This is a genomic window from Pseudomonas sp. LP_7_YM, assembly GCF_004364435.1.
Taxonomy (GTDB): Bacteria; Pseudomonadota; Gammaproteobacteria; order Pseudomonadales; family Pseudomonadaceae; genus Aquipseudomonas.
On sequence record NZ_SOCT01000005.1, the window covers coordinates 37285 to 58918 of the forward strand.

At 58.2% G+C, this 21634-nt stretch carries 18 protein-coding genes and 1 pseudogene; 10 read left to right on the forward strand and 9 right to left on the reverse strand.

Features of this window, described 5'->3' with window-relative positions; translation table 11 throughout:
* Positions 1-13 precede the first annotated feature (13 nt).
* The gene (gene cls, locus EC915_RS14020) at positions 14-1453 is read right to left on the reverse strand and encodes a cardiolipin synthase (protein ID WP_133751141.1); all 1440 of its coding nucleotides are present in this window, start codon (positions 1451-1453) and stop codon (positions 14-16) included.
* A 186-nt stretch (positions 1454-1639) separates the two neighbouring features.
* Between cls and EC915_RS14025 the strand changes: the two genes are divergently transcribed.
* The 3 genes from EC915_RS14025 to zigA all read left to right on the forward strand — a co-directional run bounded on the left by EC915_RS14025 (position 1640) and on the right by zigA (position 5044).
* A complete protein-coding gene (locus EC915_RS14025) occupies positions 1640-2161 on the forward strand; it encodes a DUF3617 domain-containing protein (protein ID WP_133751142.1) in 522 nt (173 codons plus the stop codon).
* Between the two features lie 247 nt (positions 2162-2408).
* Complete coding sequence (locus EC915_RS14030) at positions 2409-3656, forward strand: N-acetylmuramoyl-L-alanine amidase (RefSeq protein WP_133751143.1); 1248 nt, start codon at positions 2409-2411, stop codon at positions 3654-3656.
* 185 nt (positions 3657-3841) lie between these two features.
* Positions 3842-5044, forward strand: coding sequence for a zinc metallochaperone GTPase ZigA (gene zigA / locus EC915_RS14035; protein ID WP_133751144.1), 1203 nt, complete (start codon positions 3842-3844; stop codon positions 5042-5044).
* A 131-nt stretch (positions 5045-5175) separates the two neighbouring features.
* On the opposite strand, the gene EC915_RS14040 is transcribed toward zigA, so the two are convergent.
* Positions 5176-5547 (reverse strand): NADH:ubiquinone oxidoreductase, encoded by a 372-nt coding sequence (locus EC915_RS14040; RefSeq protein WP_133751145.1) that lies wholly within the window; start codon positions 5545-5547, stop codon positions 5176-5178.
* Positions 5548-5599: 52 nt separating this feature from the next.
* On the opposite strand from EC915_RS14040, the gene EC915_RS14045 reads away from it, so the two are divergent.
* Positions 5600-6571: a GTP-binding protein gene (locus EC915_RS14045; RefSeq protein ID WP_133751146.1), complete on the forward strand. Its 972-nt coding sequence runs from the start codon at positions 5600-5602 to the stop codon at positions 6569-6571.
* Positions 6572-6581: 10 nt separating this feature from the next.
* Here EC915_RS14045 and EC915_RS14050 read toward each other — a convergent pair whose 3' ends face one another.
* Positions 6582-6974, reverse strand: a complete 393-nt coding sequence (locus EC915_RS14050; protein WP_133751147.1) for a DUF3301 domain-containing protein — start codon at positions 6972-6974, stop codon at positions 6582-6584.
* Positions 6975-7108: 134 nt separating this feature from the next.
* Between EC915_RS14050 and pdxY the strand changes: the two genes are divergently transcribed.
* Complete coding sequence (gene pdxY, locus EC915_RS14055; protein WP_133751148.1) at positions 7109-7975, forward strand: pyridoxal kinase PdxY; 867 nt, start codon at positions 7109-7111, stop codon at positions 7973-7975.
* 183 nt (positions 7976-8158) lie between these two features.
* Here pdxY and EC915_RS14060 read toward each other — a convergent pair whose 3' ends face one another.
* Positions 8159-8644: an acyl-CoA thioesterase gene (locus EC915_RS14060; RefSeq protein WP_133751149.1), complete on the reverse strand. Its 486-nt coding sequence runs from the start codon at positions 8642-8644 to the stop codon at positions 8159-8161.
* Between the two features lie 304 nt (positions 8645-8948).
* On the opposite strand from EC915_RS14060, the pseudogene EC915_RS14065 reads away from it, so the two are divergent.
* Positions 8949-10711, forward strand: a pseudogene (locus EC915_RS14065) (cation:proton antiporter).
* 29 nt (positions 10712-10740) lie between these two features.
* On the opposite strand, the gene EC915_RS14070 reads toward EC915_RS14065, so the two are convergent.
* From EC915_RS14070 to uvrD, 3 genes are all read right to left on the reverse strand, one after another.
* Positions 10741-11148, reverse strand: coding sequence for an SMI1/KNR4 family protein (locus EC915_RS14070; RefSeq protein ID WP_133751150.1), 408 nt, complete (start codon positions 11146-11148; stop codon positions 10741-10743).
* Positions 11149-11278: 130 nt separating this feature from the next.
* A complete protein-coding gene (locus EC915_RS14075) occupies positions 11279-12130 on the reverse strand; it encodes a Tim44 domain-containing protein (RefSeq protein WP_133751151.1) in 852 nt (283 codons plus the stop codon).
* A 277-nt stretch (positions 12131-12407) separates the two neighbouring features.
* Entirely contained in the window at positions 12408-14591 is a 2184-nt protein-coding gene (uvrD, locus tag EC915_RS14080; protein ID WP_133751152.1) for a DNA helicase II, read from the reverse strand.
* Between the two features lie 380 nt (positions 14592-14971).
* Here uvrD and hexR point away from each other — a divergent pair, with 380 nt between their 5' ends.
* Entirely contained in the window at positions 14972-15838 is an 867-nt protein-coding gene (gene hexR / locus EC915_RS14085) for a transcriptional regulator HexR (RefSeq protein WP_133751153.1), read from the forward strand.
* 170 nt (positions 15839-16008) lie between these two features.
* Positions 16009-16239, forward strand: a complete 231-nt coding sequence (locus EC915_RS14090; protein WP_133751154.1) for a PA3496 family putative envelope integrity protein — start codon at positions 16009-16011, stop codon at positions 16237-16239.
* On the opposite strand, the gene EC915_RS14095 is transcribed toward EC915_RS14090, so the two are convergent.
* Positions 16193-17143, reverse strand: a complete 951-nt coding sequence (locus tag EC915_RS14095) for a LysR family transcriptional regulator (RefSeq protein ID WP_133751155.1) — start codon at positions 17141-17143, stop codon at positions 16193-16195. The genes EC915_RS14090 and EC915_RS14095 overlap by 47 nt on opposite strands.
* A 195-nt stretch (positions 17144-17338) precedes the next feature.
* On the opposite strand from EC915_RS14095, the gene EC915_RS14100 reads away from it, so the two are divergent.
* Positions 17339-18754 (forward strand): acetyl-CoA carboxylase biotin carboxylase subunit, encoded by a 1416-nt coding sequence (locus tag EC915_RS14100; RefSeq protein ID WP_133751156.1) that lies wholly within the window; start codon positions 17339-17341, stop codon positions 18752-18754.
* Between the two features lie 100 nt (positions 18755-18854).
* On the forward strand, positions 18855-20663 hold the full coding sequence (gene oadA, locus EC915_RS14105) for a sodium-extruding oxaloacetate decarboxylase subunit alpha (RefSeq protein ID WP_133751157.1): 1809 nt from the start codon (positions 18855-18857) through the stop codon (positions 20661-20663).
* Between the two features lie 296 nt (positions 20664-20959).
* On the opposite strand, the gene EC915_RS14110 is transcribed toward oadA, so the two are convergent.
* On the reverse strand, positions 20960-21631 hold the full coding sequence (locus EC915_RS14110) for a GNAT family N-acetyltransferase (RefSeq protein WP_133751158.1): 672 nt from the start codon (positions 21629-21631) through the stop codon (positions 20960-20962).
* Positions 21632-21634 lie beyond the last annotated feature (3 nt).

Below are 21634 nucleotides of genomic sequence, written 5' to 3' on the forward strand. Positions count from 1 at the left end.
GCATCCATAGGGATCACAAAATCGGTGAAATCAGCCGCGCGACGCGCATTCCCAATTGCTGCAAACGAGGAGTTTCCTTGCTTTCGTCAATGCTGATTTCGTGCGCCTGCGCGAAATCATCGCTGAGCATGGCCTCGATCTGGCTTGCAAAGTCTTCGTCCACTGTCAGCAGCATCAGTTCGAAGTTCAGCCGGAACGAGCGGTTGTCCAGGTTGGCGCTGCCAATGGCTGAAATCTCGTTGTCCACCAACACCACCTTTTGATGCAGAAAGCCTGGCGTGTAGCGGAAAATGCGAACCCCGGCGCGCACCGCTTCGAACGCGAACAGACTGGACGCTGCGTACACGGTGTAATGATCCGGGCGCGAGGGCAATAGCAATCGCACGTCGACACCTCGTAACACCGCAAGGCGCAGTGCTGCGGACACCGGCTCATCAGGTATGAAATACGGCGTGGTAATCCACACACGCTCCTTCGCTGCATGAATCGCTTCGACGAAGAACAGCGAGCAAGTCTCTTGGGAGTCGGCAGGCCCGCTTGCCAGCAACTGACACAGCACGCCGTCCTCCGGGTAGCTCTCGGGCAAAATTAATGGCGGCAGCTCGCGGGTGGCCCAGAACCAATCCTCTGCAAACGATTCCTGCAAACAGGCAACCACCGGCCCGACAATCGCCACATGCGTATCCCGCCAAGGCGCCAAGGGCGGTTTGAGCCCCAGGTATTCGTCACCTACGTTATGCCCCCCCACAAAACCTGTGACGCCATCTACCACCACGATCTTGCGGTGGTTGCGGAAGTTGACCTGAAAGCGGTTGAGCCAGCTGCCGCGGGTGGCGAAGGCTTTGATCTGGATGCCGCCTGCACGCAACTTTGCGATATAGCGGGCGGGCAGCGAGTGACTGCCAATCTGGTCGTACAGCACAAAAATCTCGACGCCTTCGGCCGCTTTTTCCAACAGCAGCGATTGCAACCGGCGTCCGAGGTCATCGTCATGAATGATGAAAAACTGGACGAACACTACCTTCTTCGCGGCTCTGATGGCGTCAAAAATCGCCGTGAACGTGGCGTCGCCATTGATCAACAATTTCAATTCGTTATTGGCCAGGCATGGCATTCTTCCAAGCTTGGGCATGGCGCGCAGGGATTCATAGGCGTCCGAGCGACGTGCTGCTACTGCTTCCTCGATCCAGGGTTTCCAGTTGAAGTCAGCGATGGCATTGCGCATTTCACTGTTGGCCTGACGGCGTGCCTTCACGTAAGCGTCGAACGTGCTGCGGCCAAAAACCAGATAAGGAATGAGGGTGATGTAGGGGATGAAAATCAGCGGCATCGCCCAGGCGATCGAGCCTTGCGCCGTGCGGACGGTCAGCAATGCGTGGATCGCTGCTACGATGCCCAGCAGGTGAGTAAAGCCAATCAAATAGCCAAAGAAATACGGGCTGTGGTAATCCATGCTTAACCTTGTGCTAGAGGCATATTGGTGTCTAACAGACCACAGCGCGCAGGGATTGTCGCTATTTTCTTGTGGCTGCAACTGGTTATCGGATTTGTCGTCTAAGCGTCATTGCTTGGCGGTAGCCAAATTGGTATGCCGTCAGGCCCGCAACTAACAGATCAGAACACAAAGGAAACAAGGTTCATGAAAAAGCGCGTAGTGGCGTTGATGGTTTGTCTGGCCGCGCCGTTCGCGCAGGCTCAGGTACTGCAGCCGGGCTTATGGGAGCTGACTTCGAGCAACATGCAAGTCGAGGGGCAGCAGATGCCGGACATGCAGGTCATGCTCGCTCAGCTGCAAATGATGGCTCCGCAGCAAAGGGCGGCGATGGAACAAATGTTGGCAAAACAAGGTATTACCCTCGGTGGCCAAGGCGTGCGCGTATGCCTTACACCTGAACAGGTGAAGAACGAGCAGATACCATTGACCGATCCCAAGACCGGTTGTACCCAGCAAATTACCGACCGTAGCGGCGCCACCTGGAAATTCAAGTTCAGCTGCCCGCGTGCGCAGGGTACTGGCACCGCGCAGTTCCTCAGTGATCGTGAGTTCAACACCCATGTCATTGGTTCGTTCAACGCTACCGGTCAGCAGCAGAATGGAAGCATGGATACCAAGGCAGTATGGCTGGGGCAGAATTGCGGAACGGTCAAACCGCGCACCTGAGTAAGCGCAGAAACTTAAAGCATTAGGTGCCGAACGTCTGATTCCGCCCATCAAGGCATCAATGTTCCACGTGGAACACGCTCCTGTTTCACGTGAGGTGCTTGTCGTTACCCCTTGTTTTACGGCGTAAAGTTGCCGGAGTTCCTGTAAAAAGCTTCATCTTTGCGGCTCGGACGGCATGTTATATTGTTACTAACAATGTCATGTCTATCCGGGCCAGGATGCTCACTTTTTTTCGGAACGTGCCATGCACCGACGTCAAATGCTGCTCAACATGCTTTTGGCCAGCGCCGCTTTCGCGCTCCCTTTCTCTGTCAATGCCACGCAGATTCGTAACGCGCGATTATGGCGTTCCGACAACAAGCTGCGACTGGTCTTTGACCTCAGCGGGCCGGTGCAGTACAAAACCTTCACCCTGAGTGCGCCTGAACGCATCATCATCGACGTCAGTGGGGCTCGTCTGGAAGGCAACTTCAGCCAATTAGCACTGGATAACACCCCGATCAAGGCTATTCGTTCCGGGCACTTTGGGCAGGGCGACACGCGTATCGTTCTGGACCTCGCATCACCTGTGCAGCTCAACAGCTTCCTCCTCGGACCGGAAGGCGCGCAGGGCAGTCGTCTTGTGCTGGACCTTGGACATGACGTCGTGCCTCATGTGCCCGTGCAGTTGGCGGCGGCGCCTGGCGTTCCGATGAAAGAACCGCCCGCGCCCGCACTTGAGAAAACCCGCTTCAAGCGCGACATCATGGTCGTGGTGGACGCCGGTCATGGCGGCAAGGACCCGGGTGCAATTGGCTCCAAAGGCGAGCGCGAGAAAGATGTTGTGCTGTCCATTGCACAATTACTGGCCAAGCGGCTTAAGCGTGAGAAAGGCTTCGATGTGCGTCTGGTGCGCAACGACGACTTTTTCGTGCCCCTGCGTAAACGCGTCGATATCGCCCGCAAGTGCAACGCCGACATGTTCATCTCGGTTCACGCCGATGCTGCGCCAAGGCTGACGGCGTCTGGGGCTTCGGTGTTTGCGTTGTCGGAAAACGGTGCGACCTCGGCAACGGCCCGCTTCATGGCCCAGCGTGAAAACGGCGCTGACCTGATCGGCGCGACCAGCCTGCTCAACCTCAAGGACAAAGACCCGATGCTGGCGGGCGTGATCCTTGATATGTCGATGAACGCGACGATTGCCGCAAGCCTGCAGCTCGGTCACACCGTGCTGGGTAGCCTGGAAGGCATCACCACCTTGCACCAGAAACGCGTGGAACAGGCTGGATTCGCAGTGCTGAAATCGCCGGATGTGCCGTCGATTCTGGTTGAGACGGGATTCATCTCCAATACCCGAGACAGCCAGCGCCTGGTGACAGCACGGCATCAGCAGGCCGTGGCAGATGGGCTGTTCGACGGGATGAAGCAGTATTTCGAGCGCAATCCACCAGCGGGATCGTTCCTCGCCTGGCGGCAGGAGCAGAAAGCGGCAGAGCAGCAGGTACTGGTTTGATACGACGCCGATAATGCGAGCTAAACGCCGTGACTGTGGGCTCCTACAGTCGCAGCTTTGGACCTGGGCGGCGACAGACGCAAAACCTGCAAGAGACAAGCGAACCTTGTAAAAAGCATTTGCAGATTTGTATTGTTATAATATAACGTATATGCCACTTGAACCTGCTATCTGATGAGGCCCCCATGAACCGCCTCCCTGTTACTGTCCTCTCTGGCTTTCTCGGTGCGGGCAAAAGCACGTTGCTCAACCATGTGTTGCGCAACCGCGAAAACCTGCGTGTCGCCGTCATCGTCAACGACATGAGCGAAATCAATATAGACGGCAGTGAGGTGCAGCGTGACGTCAGCCTCAACCGTGCCGAAGAAAGGCTCATCGAAATGAGCAACGGCTGCATCTGCTGCACCCTGCGCGAAGATTTGCTTGAAGAGGTCAGTCGCCTGGCCAACGATGGACGCTTCGATTACCTGCTGATTGAGTCCACCGGCATTTCCGAGCCGCTGCCTGTCGCTGAGACCTTCACCTTTCGCGACGCGGCTGGGCAGAGTCTGGCCGATATCGCGCGGCTTGACACCATGGTCACGGTGGTGGACGGGCTCAATTTTCTTCAGGACTATCAGGCCGCCGAGAGTCTGGACACCCGTGGCGAAACGCTGGGGGAAGAGGATGAGCGCTCCATTACCGACCTGTTGATCGAGCAGGTCGAGTTCGCGGACGTCATCCTCATCAGCAAGATCGATCTGATTGGCAGCAGCGAACGCCTGGAGCTGATGGCGATTCTCAAAAAACTCAACAGCCAGGCCGAGATCCTGCCGATGGTGATGGGCGCTGTGCCGCTGGACAAGATTCTCGACACTGGCCGTTTTGACTTCGAACGCGCGGCTCAGGCGCCCGGTTGGTTGAAGGAACTGCGCGGCGAGCACACCCCGGAAAGCGAGGAGTACGGCATTGCGTCGACCGCCTATCGCGCACGCCGACCTTTTCATCCGCAGCGCTTTTTCGACTTCATCAATCAGCCCTGGACCAATGGCAAGCTGCTGCGCTCCAAGGGCTTCTTTTGGCTGGCGAGCAAGCATCAGGACGCTGGCAGTTGGTCTCAGGCGGGGGGGTTGATGCGGCATGGGTTTGCCGGTCGCTGGTGGCGTTTCGTGCCCAAGGCGCAGTGGCCGCAGGACGAAGAAAGCACTCAGGTGGTCATGCGCAGCTGGCTGGCCCAGACCGGCGACTGTCGGCAGGAGCTGGTATTCATCGGCCAGAACATCGACTTTACGCAGCTGACAGCCGATCTGGATAATTGCCTGCTGATGGATGAAGAGATGGCGATCGGGGTCAAAGGGTGGAGCCAGATGCACGATCCGTTTGGCGACTGGCACGCTGAGGTGGCGTAGTACCAACGGTCATCCACTTGGGGGCGGGCGAATTCATTGGCGAAAACTTCAGACAGTGTAGATATGTTGCCTGTACATACCTCTAACAAATGAATCCGCTCGCACGGGGGGTAGCTGTCAGGTAGCCAGAGTCATTGCGTCTTCCATACGCCCTTGCTCTGCTGTTCGCAGAAGGGTTTGAGAAACGCCGCGTCGCTAGCTACGCCGTAATAGTGAATGTTCTGCCGATAGGGCATATTGGCGACTTGTGCGTTGCTGCATTGCCCAAACGACCCCGAGGGACATTGATCCATGTAGGTCACTTCGACCTTCTGGTCCTTGAGCTGAGGTTTGCAGAAGCCGTCGTGGAACAAGTCCGGCGGGATCGTGAGATTCTCCTGACAGACCTTCACGTCGAGGCGCTCAGCGTGGCTCTGGACGACGCAGGATTCAGCCCACGCCTGACTTACCGTTGCGGCCAACAGCACCAACGCCAGCCGCGCGGGTACCCAGGTTACTCGCATTGTTACCTCCGTCTGCGCTCGTTTCGGGAGCGACGTTCAAGAATGGCCGGACATGCTGCAGAACATTCCCACCCATGTCATTGCTGGCCCTTTGGGTGCTGGCAAGACCAGCCTGATCAAATACTTGTTGACGCAGAAACCCGCGAGCGAACGTTGGGCGATTCTGATCAATGAATTCGGTCTGATCGGCCTGGACGCGGTGTTGCTCACCACGGCCGCCGATGGTATCGCACTTGGCGAAGTGGCCGGGGGCTGCCTGTGCTGTGTCAACGGCGCGCCATTCCAGGTCGGACTGGGGCGTCTGTTGCGCAAGGCCCGGCCGGATCGGTTGTTCATCGAACCCTCTGGTCTCGGCCACCCGGTGCAACTGTTAGCGCAATTACACGAGGCGCCGTGGATTGGCGTACTCGCGGTTCAGCCTAGCGTTGTCGTGCTCGACGCCCAGGCGCTGGCGTCTGGCAAGGCGCTGTCACAGACCCAGCAGCAAGCGACAGCGGAGGCGGGTTTGCTGGTGCTCAATAAATCCTCGGAACTGGATCAGGCACAGCGACAGGCCATTACCGAGAGGCTTCCTTCTCGAGCGCTGCACTGGACTGAATCAGGCGTACTGACGCTGGACCAACTTCCGGGCATCGATACACACGGCACAGAAGGTGTGGATAACTTTGTTGCGCCGAAGACGTTGGCCGAACTGCCGTCGGTCTGGGTCGATCGGTCAACGCCGATCTGCCTGAGCCAGAGTCAACCCGAAGGCTGGAGCATCGGGTGGCGCTGGCACCCGGACCGGGTATTTGACGCAGAGAAAATCGGCGAATGGCTGCTGGGTCTGGACTGGCGCCGCGCCAAGCTGGTTATCCACAGCCCAACGGGCTGGGTGTCGGGCAATGCGCTGGATAGCGGCGAGATAGTCTTCAACCCCAGTGAATGGCGCCGGGATTCGCGTCTGGAGCTGATTTTTGCCGAGCCTCAGGACGAGGCGCGGTTAAGCGCGCAGCTTGCGGCGTGTCTCGGCCAGTCGGCCTAGTCGCAACTGATCACTGCTTCCACTTGTTATGCTCCTGGCGCCATTCGTTGAGCTGGATGATCTCCGCAGTCGGCTTGGGATTCTTGATCTCGAACGGGTAAGGCGCCAATTCGATCTGGGCCGTGTGAGCGCCAAACATAGTGATGGTGCCGGGATGGCGCTGCTCGCCGGTCACGGTGAATTCGAAGTTGTAGACGCGTGCCAGACGCTTGCGCCCTTCGTTGTCCCGCTTGAACGTGATACGACGCAGCGCGACATTACCGTCGAGCAATTCGAGATCGAGTTTGGCGCAGTGCTGTTTGACGCGCTCCAGCGCCCTTTCGCGCAGACCGTGGGAATGCCACAGCCAGGCGCCAGCGGTCGCCAGCAGCATCAGGACGAATATATTGCCCAGGGTCAGCATCGAAAGAGAGCTCCAACAGAAGGTGTCCAGCTTAACTGCGTCAGGTCGCCGACAGCCATAGCCCGGTCGTTTAATTTCGCTTCACTTCGTCCGGCTTCGCCACTACTGTGCGTTCCCGGCTTCAGGAACCTGTCATGAAACGTTCGCCTCATTTACTCGCAATCCAGTCTCACGTGGTCTTCGGTCACGCTGGCAACAGTGCGACCGTGTTCCCTATGCAGCGTATCGGCATCAATGTCTGGCCGCTGAATACCGTTCAGTTCTCAAATCACACTCAATACGGCCACTGGTCGGGCGAGGTGCTGGCGCCACAGCAGATTTCGGCGTTGGTCGAAGGGATTGCAGCGATTGGTGAACTGGGTCACTGCGACGCGGTGCTCTCGGGTTATCTGGGTAGCGCGGCGCAGGGACGGGCGATTTTGACGGCAGTTGCGCAGATCAAGCGCGCCAACCCGCGGGCCCTTTACCTGTGCGACCCGGTGATGGGGCACCCGGAAAAGGGCTGCATCGTGCCGCAGGAAGTCAGTGATTTTCTGTTGCTGGAAGCGGCCGCCGTAGCGGACTTCCTTTGCCCCAATCAACTGGAACTGGACAGTTTTTCGGGGCGCAAGCCGAGTTCGTTGCTCGATTGCCTGGCCATGGCGCGCGCGTTGCTGGCCCGGGGGCCCAGGGCGATCATCGTCAAGCATCTGGACTACCCGGGAAAACCTGCCGACGGCTTTGAGATGCTGTTGGTGACCGAGCATGAAAGCTGGCACCTGCGCCGACCGCTATTGGCCTTCCCGCGTCAGCCCGTAGGTGTGGGCGACCTGACCTCCGGGTTGTTCCTGTCCAAGGTTTTGCTGGGTGAGGATTTGCGCAGCGCTTTCGAGTTTACGGCCTCTGCTGTGCATGAAGTGCTGCTCGAGACTCAGGCGTGCGGCAGTTACGAGCTTGAATTGGTCAGAGCGCAGGACCGGATTGCGCATCCCCGAGTGAAGTTCGAAGCGGTACGATTGTAAGGTCCGAGCACTCCTCCCTGTGGAGCGGGTTCATTCGCGATGCGGTTCTCCAGGCACAGGATTTGTATCGGAGGTGCCGGCCGATCACGGATGACTCCGCTGCCACAGGTTAGAACGCATTTCCGTCGAGGGAATACATTACGCCGCCATAGGCTTTTCAGGCGTAAACGGTTTGGCGCGGCATCAAATCCCGTCTTCGCGGATTTCGCGATAGCGTTTTTCCAGCTCCTGGCGAATCTGGCGCCGCTGCTGCGCTTGCACATACCGACGCTTGTCTTCGCCGGTTGCCGGCGTCAGCGGTGGCACGCTCGCCGGTTTGCGCTGATCGTCAACCGCCACCATGGTGAAAAAGCAGCTGTTGGTGTGACGCACCGAGCGCTCGCGGATGTTCTCGGTCACCACTTTGATGCCGACCTCCATCGAGGTGTTGCCGGTGTAATTTACCGACGCCAGGAACGTCACCAACTCGCCGACATGGATGGGCTCGCGGAAAATTACCTGATCCACCGACAGCGTCACCACATAACGGCCGGCATAACGGCTTGCGCAGGCATAGGCGACTTCATCCAGGTATTTAAGAAGGGTGCCGCCGTGCACGTTGCCAGAAAAGTTGGCCATGTCCGGGGTCATCAATACAGTCATCGACAGCTGGGCGTTTCCGGGTTCCATAGCGTGCTCACGGTTTGTTAGTCAATGGGCACCTTGAGTGGGTGCTTAAAGGTAGATTCGGCAATCAGAGCCAATGATATCGGGACGCTGGCAGTGGAGCTGCCGTCACGCCTGACCGCGATCTGTTTCCATATATTGCACCGGCTTTATCTGCTTTTGTGCGGTGGTACCTGCGAAAACCCTCGGATGGGGTATTTCTTGCGTTCCGCTAAGAATTTTCCGGCTCAGTTGGCGATTCTTCCCACTACATCGGGTTCTCTTTCAGCATGAACGCGCACCGTTGAGTCGCCACCGGAGCCGCGCCATGCATGCCATCAGTTTCATTCAAGATCTGGCAATCATCATGCTGGTGGCCGGCGTGGTGACTGTACTGTTCCACCGCCTCAAGCAACCTGTGGTACTTGGCTACATCGCCGCCGGATTCATCATCGGACCGCACACCCCGCCCTTCGGCCTGATCCATGACGAAGACACCATCAAGATTCTCGCTGAACTGGGCGTGATCTTTCTGATGTTTTGCCTGGGGCTGGAGTTCAGCCTGCGCAAGCTGTTCAAGGTCGGCGCCACAGCCTTCATCGCGGCGTTTCTGGAAATCATGCTGATGATCTGGATCGGCTATGAAGTCGGTCAGATCTTTGGCTGGAGCACGATGGACTCGCTGTTCCTTGGCGCGATTCTGGCGATCTCCTCCACCACCATCATCGTCAAAGCGCTCAATGACCTGAAGATGAAAAACCAGCGCTTCGCCCAGCTGATCTTCGGCGTGCTGATCGTCGAAGACATTCTCGGGATCGGCATCATCGCGCTGCTGTCGGGCATGGCGGTCAGTGGCACGGTCAGCTCCGGCGAAGTGTTTGCCACGGTGGGCAAGTTGTCTTTGTTCATGATCGTCGCGCTGGTCATTGGCATTCTCTTGGTGCCGCGCGTGCTGGCTTACGTGGCGAAATTCGAGAGCAACGAGATGCTGCTGATCACGGTGCTCGGCTTGTGCTTTGGCTTCTGCCTGCTGGTGGTCAGATTGGAATACAGCATGGTGCTAGGTGCTTTCCTGATCGGCGCGATCATGGCCGAATCCAGGCAACTGGTGAAGATCGAGCACCTTATCGAACCTATTCGCGACATGTTCAGCGCCATTTTCTTCGTGGCCATCGGGCTGTTGATCGATCCAAAGATCGTGCTCGATTACGCTTGGCCCATTGCAGTGATCACGGTGGCTGTGGTGCTGGGCAAGATGCTCTCCTGCGGCGTGGGAGCCTTTATCGCAGGTAACGATGGCAAGACCTCACTGCGCGTGGGCATGGGGCTGTCACAGATTGGTGAGTTTTCTTTCATCATCGCGGCGCTCGGGATGACATTGCAGGTGACCAGCGATTTCCTTTATCCCGTCGCTGTGGCGGTGTCCGCGATCACTACGCTGCTGACTCCTTACCTGATTCGTGCTGCTGATCCTTTATCCACTCGCTCGCGAGGATCGTGCCTACGCGCACGGCTAGGGTTTTCGGCCTGTACGGGGAATGGCTGCGCAGCATTCAGCCGCAGGGGCAGGGCGCGTTGCTGGCGTCGATGATTCGCAGAATCCTGCTGCAGGTGGGCGTCAATCTGGCACTGGTGGTGGCGATTTTCTTCTGTGGTGCTTATTCTGCCGAACGCATTGGCGGATATATCAGTGAGTGGATCACTGAAGTGGGTCAGCAGAAGGCGTGGGTCTGGGGCGCTTCGCTGCTAGTGTCGCTGCCATTCATGATAGCCGCTTATCGCAAGCTCAAAGCGTTATCGATGCTGCTGGCGCAGATGAGCGTCAAGCCGGAAATAGCTGGCCGGCATACCGAACGCGTGAGACGAGTGATCGCCGAAGTGATCCCGTTATTGGCGCTGATCGTGATTTTCCTGCTCATCGTGTTGCTGTCGGCCAGCATGCTCCCGACCAGCGAGTGGCTAGTGTTGATTCTGCTGGTCGCGGCGGTCGTAGCGGGAGTGTTATGGCGCTGGTTTATCCGCGTCCATACATGCATGCAGATCGCGCTGCTGGAAACGCTGGACAATCATCAGGAGCCTTCGGAGCATTGATCGCGAAGGCTCGCTGACGCGCGGATGTCTCAGCTTTCGAGCCAGACGTCCCGCGCCCAGTGCCATACCGATTCCCAGTTCTCTTCGGTGACGAGTTCTTCTTCGCCGGACCACAGCACTACGGTGCCGTCTTCTTCGACGCAGTAGTAATCCTCGCCATCCTGGCAGATCGGGATCAGCTCACGCGGAACGCCGATGTCCCACGCATTGGCAGCCACTTCAGGCAGGTAGGTGTGGGAGTGCGGGTCGGCGACGGTCACCGGCTCCAGGCCGCCGTAAACAACGTCGCTGACGGTCAGCAGAAATTCTTTGAAGACAAAGGGAATGTTGATGAACAGCTGCTCTTCGATTTCGACGAGCTGATCTTCGTCCGGTAACTCAAGCGGGACGGGGACAGGCTCATTGGCTTCACGGAGTTGTTCGATGACTTCTTCCACGACGTGGATCCTCTAACGATTTGCGCGGTTTATACAGTAGTTCAAGAGATCACCAAAATTAACTGCAAGGCACAAAAAACAAAACCCCGGAACGCGTCCGGGGTTTTGACTAGAGCAGTGCTGCAGAGTTTCAGCCGTTCTGGCGGATACCTGCCACCAGCCAAGGCTGATTGTCGCCTGGGGCGCGTTCCATGTTCCAGCTTTCGCTGAACACTTCACCCTGATCGAAACGTGACGTTTTCGAGACGCCGGTAAAGGTCAGGGTTGCGATGGTCTTGTCGGCGCGATCATCCAGCCCGTCCAGTTGCACGGTCAGATTGTCGATGTAGGTCGACTGGAAGCCGTCGCCCAGATCAGCACGTTCCTTTTTCAGGAACTGCAGCATTTGCGGGGTCACGAACTCTGCGATCTTGTCCATCTCGTTCGCGTCCCAGTGCTGCTGCAGCGACTGGAAGTGCGTACGTGCAGCCTCAAGGAAGCGCTCTTCGTTGAACCAGGCCGGAGCGTTGATGACAGGGCGCGTGGCAGCAGCAGGCGAGCCGCCGAACATCGAGTTGGTGTTCTGCGCTGGCTGCTGGATGATTTCACGCTGGTAAGGCGCACCGGCTGGAGCCATATGCGGCTGCTGTTTGCGTCGACGCGCCGCGATGAAACGGAAGATCACGAAGGCGATGACCGCCAGGATCAGGATGTCGAAGAACTGCATGCCCTGGAAGCCGCCGCCCATGAACATGGACGCCAGCAGACCACCGGCGGCGATACCGGCCAGCGGACCCAGCCATTTGGAAGCACCGCCTGCAGCAGGCGCAGGACGACCGGCGGCATTAGGTGCAGCAGCAGGAGCGGAAGGGGCTGTCTGACGCGCCTGGTGGCTTGGCGCCGAGCCGAAGCTCTTGCCGCCGCCGAAACGCGCGGCGCTGGCATCCAGGCTCATGGTGAGCCCGATGACCAGCGCCAAAGCGATGCTTAGAAAACGTTGCATAGTGGGAATTCCCGTTTGTGGATTGCACGCGCGCCATATTGAACAGGACAGGTGTGTCTGACCAGCAGCCATATGTTTCTGGCTTTTGCATGGATCTTCACAGGGCCTGTATTACTTGGGTTGTAGGCGGCTCAAGAAAGTTCTGTAGGAAATATGGGGGTCAAATGTAGGAATGCAAGCTGACGGTAAAATCGGGCCACCGATACCTGCACCCATGCAGAACTCTTGCGGGCGCGAATGAATTCGCTCCTACAGGCGTTCTCATCGTCGCCGGTTATTAAACCGGCTCCAGCTTCGCATACCCCAGCATCAGCCACTTGCTGCCTTCGGCAAAATTCACCTGAACGCGAGCCTGCGCGCCTGAACCTTCGAAATTGAGGATAACGCCTTCACCAAAGACAGCGTGCTGCACCCGCTGGCCCAGCGAGAACTGGCTTTGCGGGATGCTTTCGCCGTCGAACAAGCGGCTAGGGGCCATGGTCTTGGAGCCACCGAAAGGCCGGGTGACACTGTTCGACAGCCGCACCTCCTGGATCAGGTTCGGCGGGACTTCACGTACGAAGCGCGACACCTTGTTGTAGGTCTCACTGCCGTACAGGCGTCGGGTTTCGGCGTAAGTCAGCACCAGATGCTGCATCGCACGAGTGATGCCCACATAGGCCAATCGACGTTCCTCCTCCAGACGACCCGGTTCTTCCAGGCTCATCTTGTGCGGGAACAGGCCTTCTTCCATGCCGACCAGGAACACGTACGGGAACTCCAGACCCTTGGCGCTGTGCAGCGTCATCAGCTGGATGCTGTCTTCGTGTTCGTCGGCCTGTGTATCGCCTGCTTCCAGTGAGGCATGACCGAGGAAAGCCGCCAGTGGCGTCAGGTCTTCCTCTTCTTCGCTGTTTTCGAAAGCGCGAGCTGCACTGACCAGCTCCTCAAGGTTTTCTACCCGGGCCTGGCCTTTCTCGCCTTTTTCTTCCTTGTGGTAGGTGATCAGCCCGGATTGCTCAATGACGGTCTGGGTCATCAGATGCAGTGGCATCTCCATGACTTTGGCCGAGAGGTTTTCGATCAGCTCGATGAAGCCGCCCAGGGCACTGGCAGCGCGACCGGTCACGCCTTTGTTGGCCACCAACAGACGCATGGATTCCCACATAGAAACATCGGCGTGCCGCGCATGTTCGCGAATCGCTTCGACGGTTTTCTCGCCAATGCCACGGGGTGGCACGTTGATCACGCGCTCCAGTGCCGAGTCATTGCCGCGACCTTCCAGCACGCGCAGGTAGGCCATGGCGTTCTTGATTTCTGCGCGTTCGAAGAAGCGCTGACCGCCGTAGATGCGATACGGAATGCGTTCGCGCAGCAGGGCCTCTTCCAACACCCGCGACTGGGCGTTGGAGCGATAGAGAATGGCGATATCGCTGCGCGACATGCCGGTCTTGATCGCGCTCTCAATGGTCTCGACCACGTAGCGCGCTTCGTCGTGTTCATTGAAGGCGGCGTACAGGCTTATCAGTTCACCGTCGCCGACATCGGTCCACAACTCTTTGCCCAGACGACCGCTGTTGTTGACGATAAGGCCGTTGGCCGCTTTGAGGATGCTCGCCGTGGAGCGGTAGTTCTGCTCCAGGCGGATGGTCACGGTGTCAGGAAAATCATCGGAATACTGATGAATATTCTCGATCTTCGCGCCACGCCAGCCGTAAATCGACTGATCGTCGTCGCCGACCACCATCAGGCTGTCGCCCCCCTTGGCCAGAAGGCGCAACCAGGCGTACTGCACGGCGTTGGTGTCCTGAAACTCATCCACCAGCACATGGCGGAAGCGGCGCTGATAGTGCTCAAGCAGGCCGGGATTGTCGCGCCACAGGTCCAGCGCGCGCAGCAGCAACTCGGAGAAATCGATCACGCTGGCTCGCTGGCACGCGGCCTCGTAAGCCTCGTAAATCGACTTCATGGTGCTCAGGAACAGGTCGCCTGCGGCCTGGATATGCTTGGGCCGAAGCCCTTCGTCCTTCTGCCCGTTGATGAACCATTGCGCCTGACGCGCTGGCCATTTTTGTTCATCCAGACCCATCTCGCGGATCACCCGCTTGACCAGCCGCTGCTGATCATCGCTGTCCAGAATTTGGAAACTCTGACTGAGCCCGGCCTCCTGCCAATGCGCCCGCAGCAGGCGGTGCGCCAGACCGTGGAAGGTGCCAACCCACATGCCTGCCGGGTTGATACCCATCAGCTGTTCGATGCGATGGCGCATCTCGGCGGCGGCCTTGTTGGTAAACGTCACCGAAAGAATCGAGTGCGGTGAAGCGTTCTCGACCTGGATCAACCAGGCGATACGGTGCACGAGCACACGAGTTTTACCGGAACCCGCGCCGGCCAGAACCAATTGACGACCCACGGAGGCGGCAACCGCCTGACGTTGGGCATCGTTGAGGGAATTAAGCAGAAGGGAGAGATCATCGCGCATCGGCGCATTCTAGGGTGCCAGGGGATGGTGGGCAAACTCTAACGCTGGTCGGTCGTGAATATGGCGCGTCTGAGCATGCAAGGAGAGGACATCCTCCTTGTTACGGGCTGTCCTGAGGCAAAGAGGCCGTTGATTCAAGAAATGCCCTCGGCGTCGGCTTGATTGGTCGATCTGTGAGGCTTTTTGATGGGTGGTGTCCTGCGCGATCTGGAGGGATTGCCTGGAGTACTGCGTAAAAAGCCCTACACTTCATCACGACCTGTGCTTCAAGGCTCTTCGGTTGCGCTCTTCGAACTCGTTTAGCTGTGCGGTTTGCAGGTCATGTAGTATAACTACAAGAAAGCTACAGCCCGACCCATCCTTCTATTGAGTCCTGTCCTTTGAATCTGTTGCAGCACATCGCCCAGTCTCGCCATCTCTTGCGTAAGTCGGAGCTCAAGGTAGCCGACCATGTGCTGCTCGATCCTGCGGCCGTGATGCACAGCTCAATGGCCGATCTCGCCCATAACGTCGGTATTAGCGAGCCAACCATCGTGCGCTTCTGCCGCGCCATCGGTTGCACCGGTTTTCAGGACCTCAAGCTCAAGCTGGCGCAGAGCCTTGCCGCTGGCGCGAGCTTTGGGCAGTTTGCAATTCACGAGGACGACTCGGTCTCGGATTACAGCCTGAAGATCTTCGACACAACGCTGCATACGCTGATGGAAGTGCGGGAAAAGCTCGACCCTCACGCGTTGCAAGCCGCGGTGACGGTGATGGCTGCGGCTCATCGCGTGGAGTTCTATGGTTTCGGTGCCTCGGGCGCTGTCGCGGCGGATGCGCAGCACAAGTTTTTCCGCCTGCTGCTGACGGCGGCCTCATATTCCGACCCGCACATGCAGGCGATGTCGGCCGTGACGCTCAAGCCCACTGACGTTGCGGTGTGCATTTCACAGTCCGGGCGTTCGAAAGATCTGCTGATCACCGCCAACCTGGTGCGTGAAAGCGGCGCCAACCTGATCACCTTGTGCCCAAGCCAGACGCCTTTGGCCGAGCTGTCGACGGTCAATCTGGCGATCGATGTGCACGAAGACACAGAAATTTACACGCCGCTGACTTCGCGAATCGCGCATCTGGTGGTCATCGATGTCTTGGCAATGGGTGTGGCAATGGCGCGCGGCCCAAGCCTGGTCAATCACCTCAAGAGCGTGAAACGCAGCTTGCGCAGCCTGCGACTCTCGCCGAAGTCGATCAAGTCGGCTGAGGATTGAGGCCCGCTGCCATCAAGGCTGCACGCCGCACCTGTAGGATGGTTTGCTCGCTCCCACAGGCCGTAATGAATCCGCACTCGCAACCTTCACCAACTTGTAACGCTTGCGACACCTGATCGTCACCGCTTCCCGCCACGCTGTACTCCCGCACACGCATTGGGAGACAGGATATGCCTCGGCACTACGATGACTCGCAGCAGCACAGCACCTTCAGCGCCAAAACCCGCCGGCAGCAGGAAGATCAACGCCGTATGACATTCAGGCGAGCGATCGAGACGTACTCGGAAGAGCGGCGTCTGAATCAGGAGCTCTGCGATTACCTAGACGCCGCCTCCGCCAACTTCTGGCAAAACGCTAGAGCGTCGGAAGGCGCCCATCGAAGCGTGCGACCGTCTCAGTGATCTGTGCGCGCTCGGTGCGAATGAATGCAAGGAATGCGTGAGCCACCGGCGACAGACGCTTGTCCCGCGCCTGTACGACGCACCAGCTTCGATACAGCGGCAACTCGGCCACTGGCAGCTCCTTCAGCATGCCGGTGGCCAGTTCCAGGCTAAGCGCATGCCGGGTCAATAGGGCCACGCCAAGGCCTGCCACCACGCATTCGCGTTGCGCTTCAGCGGACGACACTTCCAGCGAGTGCTCGAAGTGGATGCGCTTCTCCTTGAAATACTCTTCACAGGCCTTGCGTGTTCCCGAACCCGGCTCGCGGACAACCAATGTGTGGCCTTCAAGGTCTTTGAGTGAAGGGTTGGGCAGCGTCGCCAGGGGATGATCCGGTCGCACCACGGCAACGATGGGATTATTCAGGAATGGCAGAAATTCCAACCCCATGTCCTGCGGCACCATCGACATCACCACCAGATCATCCCGGTTGTCCGAGAGTCGCCTGATCACCTGCGCGCGATTGACGACCGTCAGGCTGAGCATCACCTCAGGGTATTGGCGCTTGAATGCCGCGAACAGGTGCGGAACGAAGTATTTGGCACTGGATTCGATCGCCAGCTTCAACTGACCTTGCAGGGAACCCTGCATGTCCGAGAGCTGCATGTCGAGATTTTCCAGGCGGCCAAAAATATCTCGACTGGCCAGTTGCAGCGCCTCTGCGGCCTCGGTCAGGTACAGCTTCTTGCCGACGTACTCGAAAAGCGGCTGACCAATCAGCTCTTCCAGCTGGCGGATCTGCAGGCTCACGGCTGGCTGCGTGAGCGACATTTCCTCAGCTGCACGGCTGTAGGAGCGCAGGTCGCACACTTCGTTGAAAATGCGCAGTTGACGTAATGTCATGCGCATCAATGACTTACGCATTCGTTATGTACTCAGGCAAATGACAGAACGATGACTATAAGTTTTCACTTATGTTTAACCTAACTTTTAATCATTTTTGTTAATTGCTGATCCGTCATAGGGTGCTCCATCTGCGAGGCAACAAGCTGTAACAGAGTGTCGCGCCGTACTGATCGGGGTTCCGGTCCGTCTGCACATCGGTCGAGGAAATACCAAGTGATAAAAAAAATCCTGATCGCCAACCGTGGGGAAATTGCTGTCCGGATCGTGCGCGCTTGCGCCGAGATGGGCATCCGTTCGGTAGCGATCTATTCCGACGCGGACCGGCACGCGCTGCATGTAAAGCGTGCTGATGAGGCCTATGGCATTGGTTCCGAGCCGCTGGAGGGTTACCTCAACCCTCGCAAACTGGTGAATCTGGCAGTGGAAACCGGCTGCGATGCGTTGCATCCTGGCTACGGCTTTCTTTCTGAAAACGCCGAACTGGCAGAGATTTGTGCCGAACGCGGGATCAAGTTCATCGGCCCCTCTGCCGAAGTCATCCGCCGCATGGGCGATAAAACCGAAGCGCGCCGAAGCATGATCAAAGCGGGGGTGCCGGTCACGCCGGGTACCGAAGGCAACGTCGCTGATATCGCCGAAGCGCTGACCGAGGGCGATCGCATCGGTTACCCCGTGATGCTCAAAGCGACCTCTGGCGGCGGCGGGCGTGGCATTCGTCGCTGTAACAGCCGTGAGGAGCTTGAGCAAGCATTTCCCCGGGTCATTTCCGAAGCCACCAAAGCATTCGGCAAAGCGGAAGTCTTCCTCGAAAAATGCATCGTCAACCCCAAGCACATCGAAGCGCAGATCCTCGGCGACAGCTTTGGCAGCGTGGTGCATCTGTTCGAGCGTGACTGCTCGATCCAGCGGCGCAACCAGAAACTCATTGAGATTGCCCCAAGTCCTCAATTGACCCCCGAGCAGCGCGCCTACATCGGCGACCTGTCGGTGCGTGCGGCTAAAGCTGTGGGTTATGAGAACGCGGGCACCGTGGAGTTTCTGCTTGCCGAGGGCGAGGTGTACTTCATGGAGATGAACACTCGCGTGCAGGTGGAGCACACCATCACCGAGGAGATCACCGGCATCGACATCGTTCGCGAGCAGATTCGTATCGCTTCGGGCCTGCCGCTCTCGGTCAAACAGGAAGACATCATTCACCGCGGTTTCGCGTTGCAGTTCCGTATCAATGCTGAAGATCCGAAAAACAATTTTCTGCCCAGTTTCGGCAAGATCACCCGCTACTACGCGCCCGGCGGGCCCGGCGTGCGGACCGACACGGCGATCTACACCGGCTACACCATTCCGCCATTCTACGACTCGATGTGCCTGAAGCTGATCGTCTGGGCGCTGACCTGGGAAGAAGCGATGGACCGAGGCCTGCGCGCGCTGGACGACATGCGTCTGCAGGGCGTGAAGACCACGGCGGCGTATTACCAGGAGATCCTGCGCAATCCTGAGTTTCGCAGCGGCCAGTTCAACACCAGCTTCGTGGAAAGCCACCCCGAGCTGACCCATTACTCGATCAAGCGCAAACCCGAAGAGCTGGCCCTGGCCATCGCCGCCGCCATTGCCGCCCACGCAGGCCTATGAACATGCAGCTGCGAGCTTCAAGCCGCAAGTTTCAAGCAAAAGCGAACCTGCTTTTACTTACCGCTTGCAGCGTGCGGCTTGTCGCTATGAGGAGATAAGAATGTCCAAGAAGATCTTTGTTACCGACACCATCCTGCGCGACGCTCATCAATCGTTACTGGCGACCCGCATGCGCACCGAAGACATGCTGCCGATCTGCGCGAAACTCGACAACGTCGGCTACTGGTCGCTGGAAGTCTGGGGTGGCGCGACGTTCGACGCCTGCGTGCGCTTCCTCAAAGAGGACCCGTGGGAGCGCCTGCGGCAACTGCGCGAGGCGCTGCCCAACACCCGTCTGCAGATGTTGCTGCGTGGCCAGAACCTGTTGGGGTATCGCCACTACAGCGACGATGTGGTCAAAGCTTTCGTCGAAAAGGCCGCCGGCAACGGCATCGACGTGTTCCGTATTTTCGATGCCATGAACGACGTGCGTAACCTGCGCGTGGCCATCGAAGCAGTAAAGGCGGCGGGCAAGCACGCCCAGGGCACCATTGCCTACACAACGAGCCCGGTGCACACCATCGAAGCCTTCGTCGCTCAGGCCAGGCAGATGGAATCCATGGGGTGCGATTCAGTGGCCATCAAAGACATGGCCGGCCTGCTGACGCCGTACGCCACCGGCGAACTGGTCAAAGCGCTTAAAGCCGAGCAGTCGCTGCCGGTGTTCATCCATTCCCATGACACGGCGGGGCTGGCCGCAATGTGCCAGTTGAAGGCCATAGAAAACGGCGCAGATCACATCGACACCGCTATTTCCAGCTTTGCTTGGGGCACCAGTCATCCGGGCACCGAATCGATGGTCGCGGCACTCAAAGGCAGCGAATTTGACACTGGTCTGGATCTGGAACTGCTTCAGGAGATCGGCCTGTATTTCTACGCCGTGCGTAAGAAGTATCACCAGTTCGAAAGCGAATTCACCGCAGTCGACACCCGCGTGCAAGTCAACCAGGTGCCGGGTGGCATGATTTCCAACCTGGCTAACCAGCTCAAAGAGCAGGGCGCCTTGAACCGAATGGCCGAAGTACTGGCCGAGATTCCGCGCGTGCGCAAGGATCTGGGCTACCCACCGTTGGTCACGCCCACCTCGCAGATTGTCGGCACGCAGGCGTTCTTCAACGTGCTGGCGGGCGAGCGTTACAAGACCATCACCAACGAGGTGAAGCTGTACCTCACGGGCGGTTACGGCAAAGCGCCGGGGCAAGTGGACGAGAAACTGCGTCGTCAGGCGATCGGTAATGAAGAAGTGATCGAAGGACGTCCGGCCGACCTGCTCAAGCCGGAAATGATCAAACTGCGCGGCGAGATCGGGGCGCTGGCCGATTCTGAAGAGGACGTGCTGACTTACGCCATGTTCCCGGACATTGGCCGCAAGTTTCTTGAAGAGCGCGCGGCAGGCACGTTGACGCCAGAACCTCTGCTGCCGATTCCTGAGCCAGGTGCTGTGGCGAAGGCGGGCGGCGAGGGCGTTCCGACCGAGTTCGTCATCGACGTTCACGGCGAAAGCTACCGCGTCGACATCACCGGCGTTGGTGTGAAAGCCGAAGGCAAGCGTCACTTCTACCTTTCCATCGACGGCATGCCGGAAGAAGTGGTGTTCGAGCCGCTCAATGAGTTTGTTGGTGGCGGTATCGGCAAGCGCGCTCAAGCCAGCAAGCCGGGGCACGTCAGCACCACCATGCCAGGCAATATCGTCGATGTGCTGGTCAAGGAGGGCGATACAGTCAAGGCCGGTCAGGCGGTGCTGATCACCGAAGCGATGAAGATGGAAACCGAGGTTCAGGCCGCCGTTGCCGGCAAGGTCGTGGCGATCCACGTTGCCAAAGGTGATCGCGTGAACCCGGGAGAAATTCTGGTCGAGATCGAGGGCTGATTAGGCCCTCAAGAAATAAACAGCCTTCGCGAGGATAGTCGCGCAAGGCGCAATGGTTACCTCTGGGGGAGCTCTCGTGGCTCCTCTTTTTTTGTCCTGAATGTGGTTATTGGCTCGCGCGAGCACAACGCCAGCTGTTTAAGAAACCCCACGCGACTCACGTAAACAGACCCCTTGGGGAGCGCGCTGCTCGCGAAGGGGTCGCGTCAGCGGGCGCATATTGAGACTGACCAGCGCATTCGTGCGCAACCTCACTCTCACAGAATGGGTGTTTAGTTCAGGGCTCGCGTTGCAATTCAAGCCCTGCGCAACTGCCCTAGTGTCTGGATCTGCCGCCCATCCTTGAAGTTGTCCACAGCCAGCCACGCCTGAAACGCCTGCTCCAATGCGGCCCATTCGCTGTCCAGAATCGAGAACCACGCAGTATTACGATTCTTGCCTTTGACCACCATGTGCTGACGGAAAGTGCCTTCGAAAGTGAATCCGAACCGTTCTGCGGCGCTGACGGAGCGCGCATTGTCGGCGTTGCATTTCCACTCCAGACGGCGATTACCCAGCGCGAACGACTCCTTGGCTAACAAGTAAACCGCCTCGGTGCTCTTGGGCGTGCGCTGCATGGACGCGCCGAAGGTCACATGGCCGATTTCGATACGGCCTGCGCTTGGCATGATCGACATCAGGCTGATAAATCCGTGGATAACACCTGTCTGCTGATCGACCACCGTGTAGAACCAGGGGTCGGTCGAGGCTTGCAGGCCTGCTAGATAATCATCGAAGGCGCTGCGCTCGTAAAATGGACCGATGAGCAAATAATCCCACAACTTTGGGTCGCAATCAGGACCTTGCAGTGCAGTCCACAAGCCGTCGGCGTGGCGCGTTGTATCGAGTTTTTCCAGGCGAATGAAGCGTCCGTGCAGGGTGCGCGTGTCGGGCTGCTTTGCCGATTGCCAGTGTTCAAGATTCGACATGCT

What these genes read in the sequence shown, in the direction of transcription:
- pdxY (WP_133751148.1), top strand. Translation starts at nt 7,109, where the DNA reads ATGAAACGTTCGCCTCATTTACTCGCAATCCAGTCTCACGTGGTCTTC.
- EC915_RS14060 (WP_133751149.1), bottom strand. Translation starts at nt 8,644, where the DNA reads ATGGAACCCGGAAACGCCCAGCTGTCGATGACTGTATTGATGACCCCG.
- EC915_RS14030 (WP_133751143.1), top strand. Translation starts at nt 2,409, where the DNA reads ATGCACCGACGTCAAATGCTGCTCAACATGCTTTTGGCCAGCGCCGCT.
- EC915_RS14040 (WP_133751145.1), bottom strand. Translation starts at nt 5,547, where the DNA reads ATGCGAGTAACCTGGGTACCCGCGCGGCTGGCGTTGGTGCTGTTGGCC.
- EC915_RS14090 (WP_133751154.1), top strand. Translation starts at nt 16,009, where the DNA reads ATGCCTCGGCACTACGATGACTCGCAGCAGCACAGCACCTTCAGCGCC.
- EC915_RS14045 (WP_133751146.1), top strand. Translation starts at nt 5,600, where the DNA reads ATGCTGCAGAACATTCCCACCCATGTCATTGCTGGCCCTTTGGGTGCT.
- EC915_RS14110 (WP_133751158.1), bottom strand. Translation starts at nt 21,631, where the DNA reads ATGTCGAATCTTGAACACTGGCAATCGGCAAAGCAGCCCGACACGCGC.
- EC915_RS14025 (WP_133751142.1), top strand. Translation starts at nt 1,640, where the DNA reads ATGAAAAAGCGCGTAGTGGCGTTGATGGTTTGTCTGGCCGCGCCGTTC.
- zigA (WP_133751144.1), top strand. Translation starts at nt 3,842, where the DNA reads ATGAACCGCCTCCCTGTTACTGTCCTCTCTGGCTTTCTCGGTGCGGGC.
- EC915_RS14050 (WP_133751147.1), bottom strand. Translation starts at nt 6,974, where the DNA reads ATGCTGACCCTGGGCAATATATTCGTCCTGATGCTGCTGGCGACCGCT.
- EC915_RS14075 (WP_133751151.1), bottom strand. Translation starts at nt 12,130, where the DNA reads ATGCAACGTTTTCTAAGCATCGCTTTGGCGCTGGTCATCGGGCTCACC.
- EC915_RS14095 (WP_133751155.1), bottom strand. Translation starts at nt 17,143, where the DNA reads ATGCGTAAGTCATTGATGCGCATGACATTACGTCAACTGCGCATTTTC.
- cls (WP_133751141.1), bottom strand. Translation starts at nt 1,453, where the DNA reads ATGGATTACCACAGCCCGTATTTCTTTGGCTATTTGATTGGCTTTACT.
- uvrD (WP_133751152.1), bottom strand. Translation starts at nt 14,591, where the DNA reads ATGCGCGATGATCTCTCCCTTCTGCTTAATTCCCTCAACGATGCCCAA.
- oadA (WP_133751157.1), top strand. Translation starts at nt 18,855, where the DNA reads ATGTCCAAGAAGATCTTTGTTACCGACACCATCCTGCGCGACGCTCAT.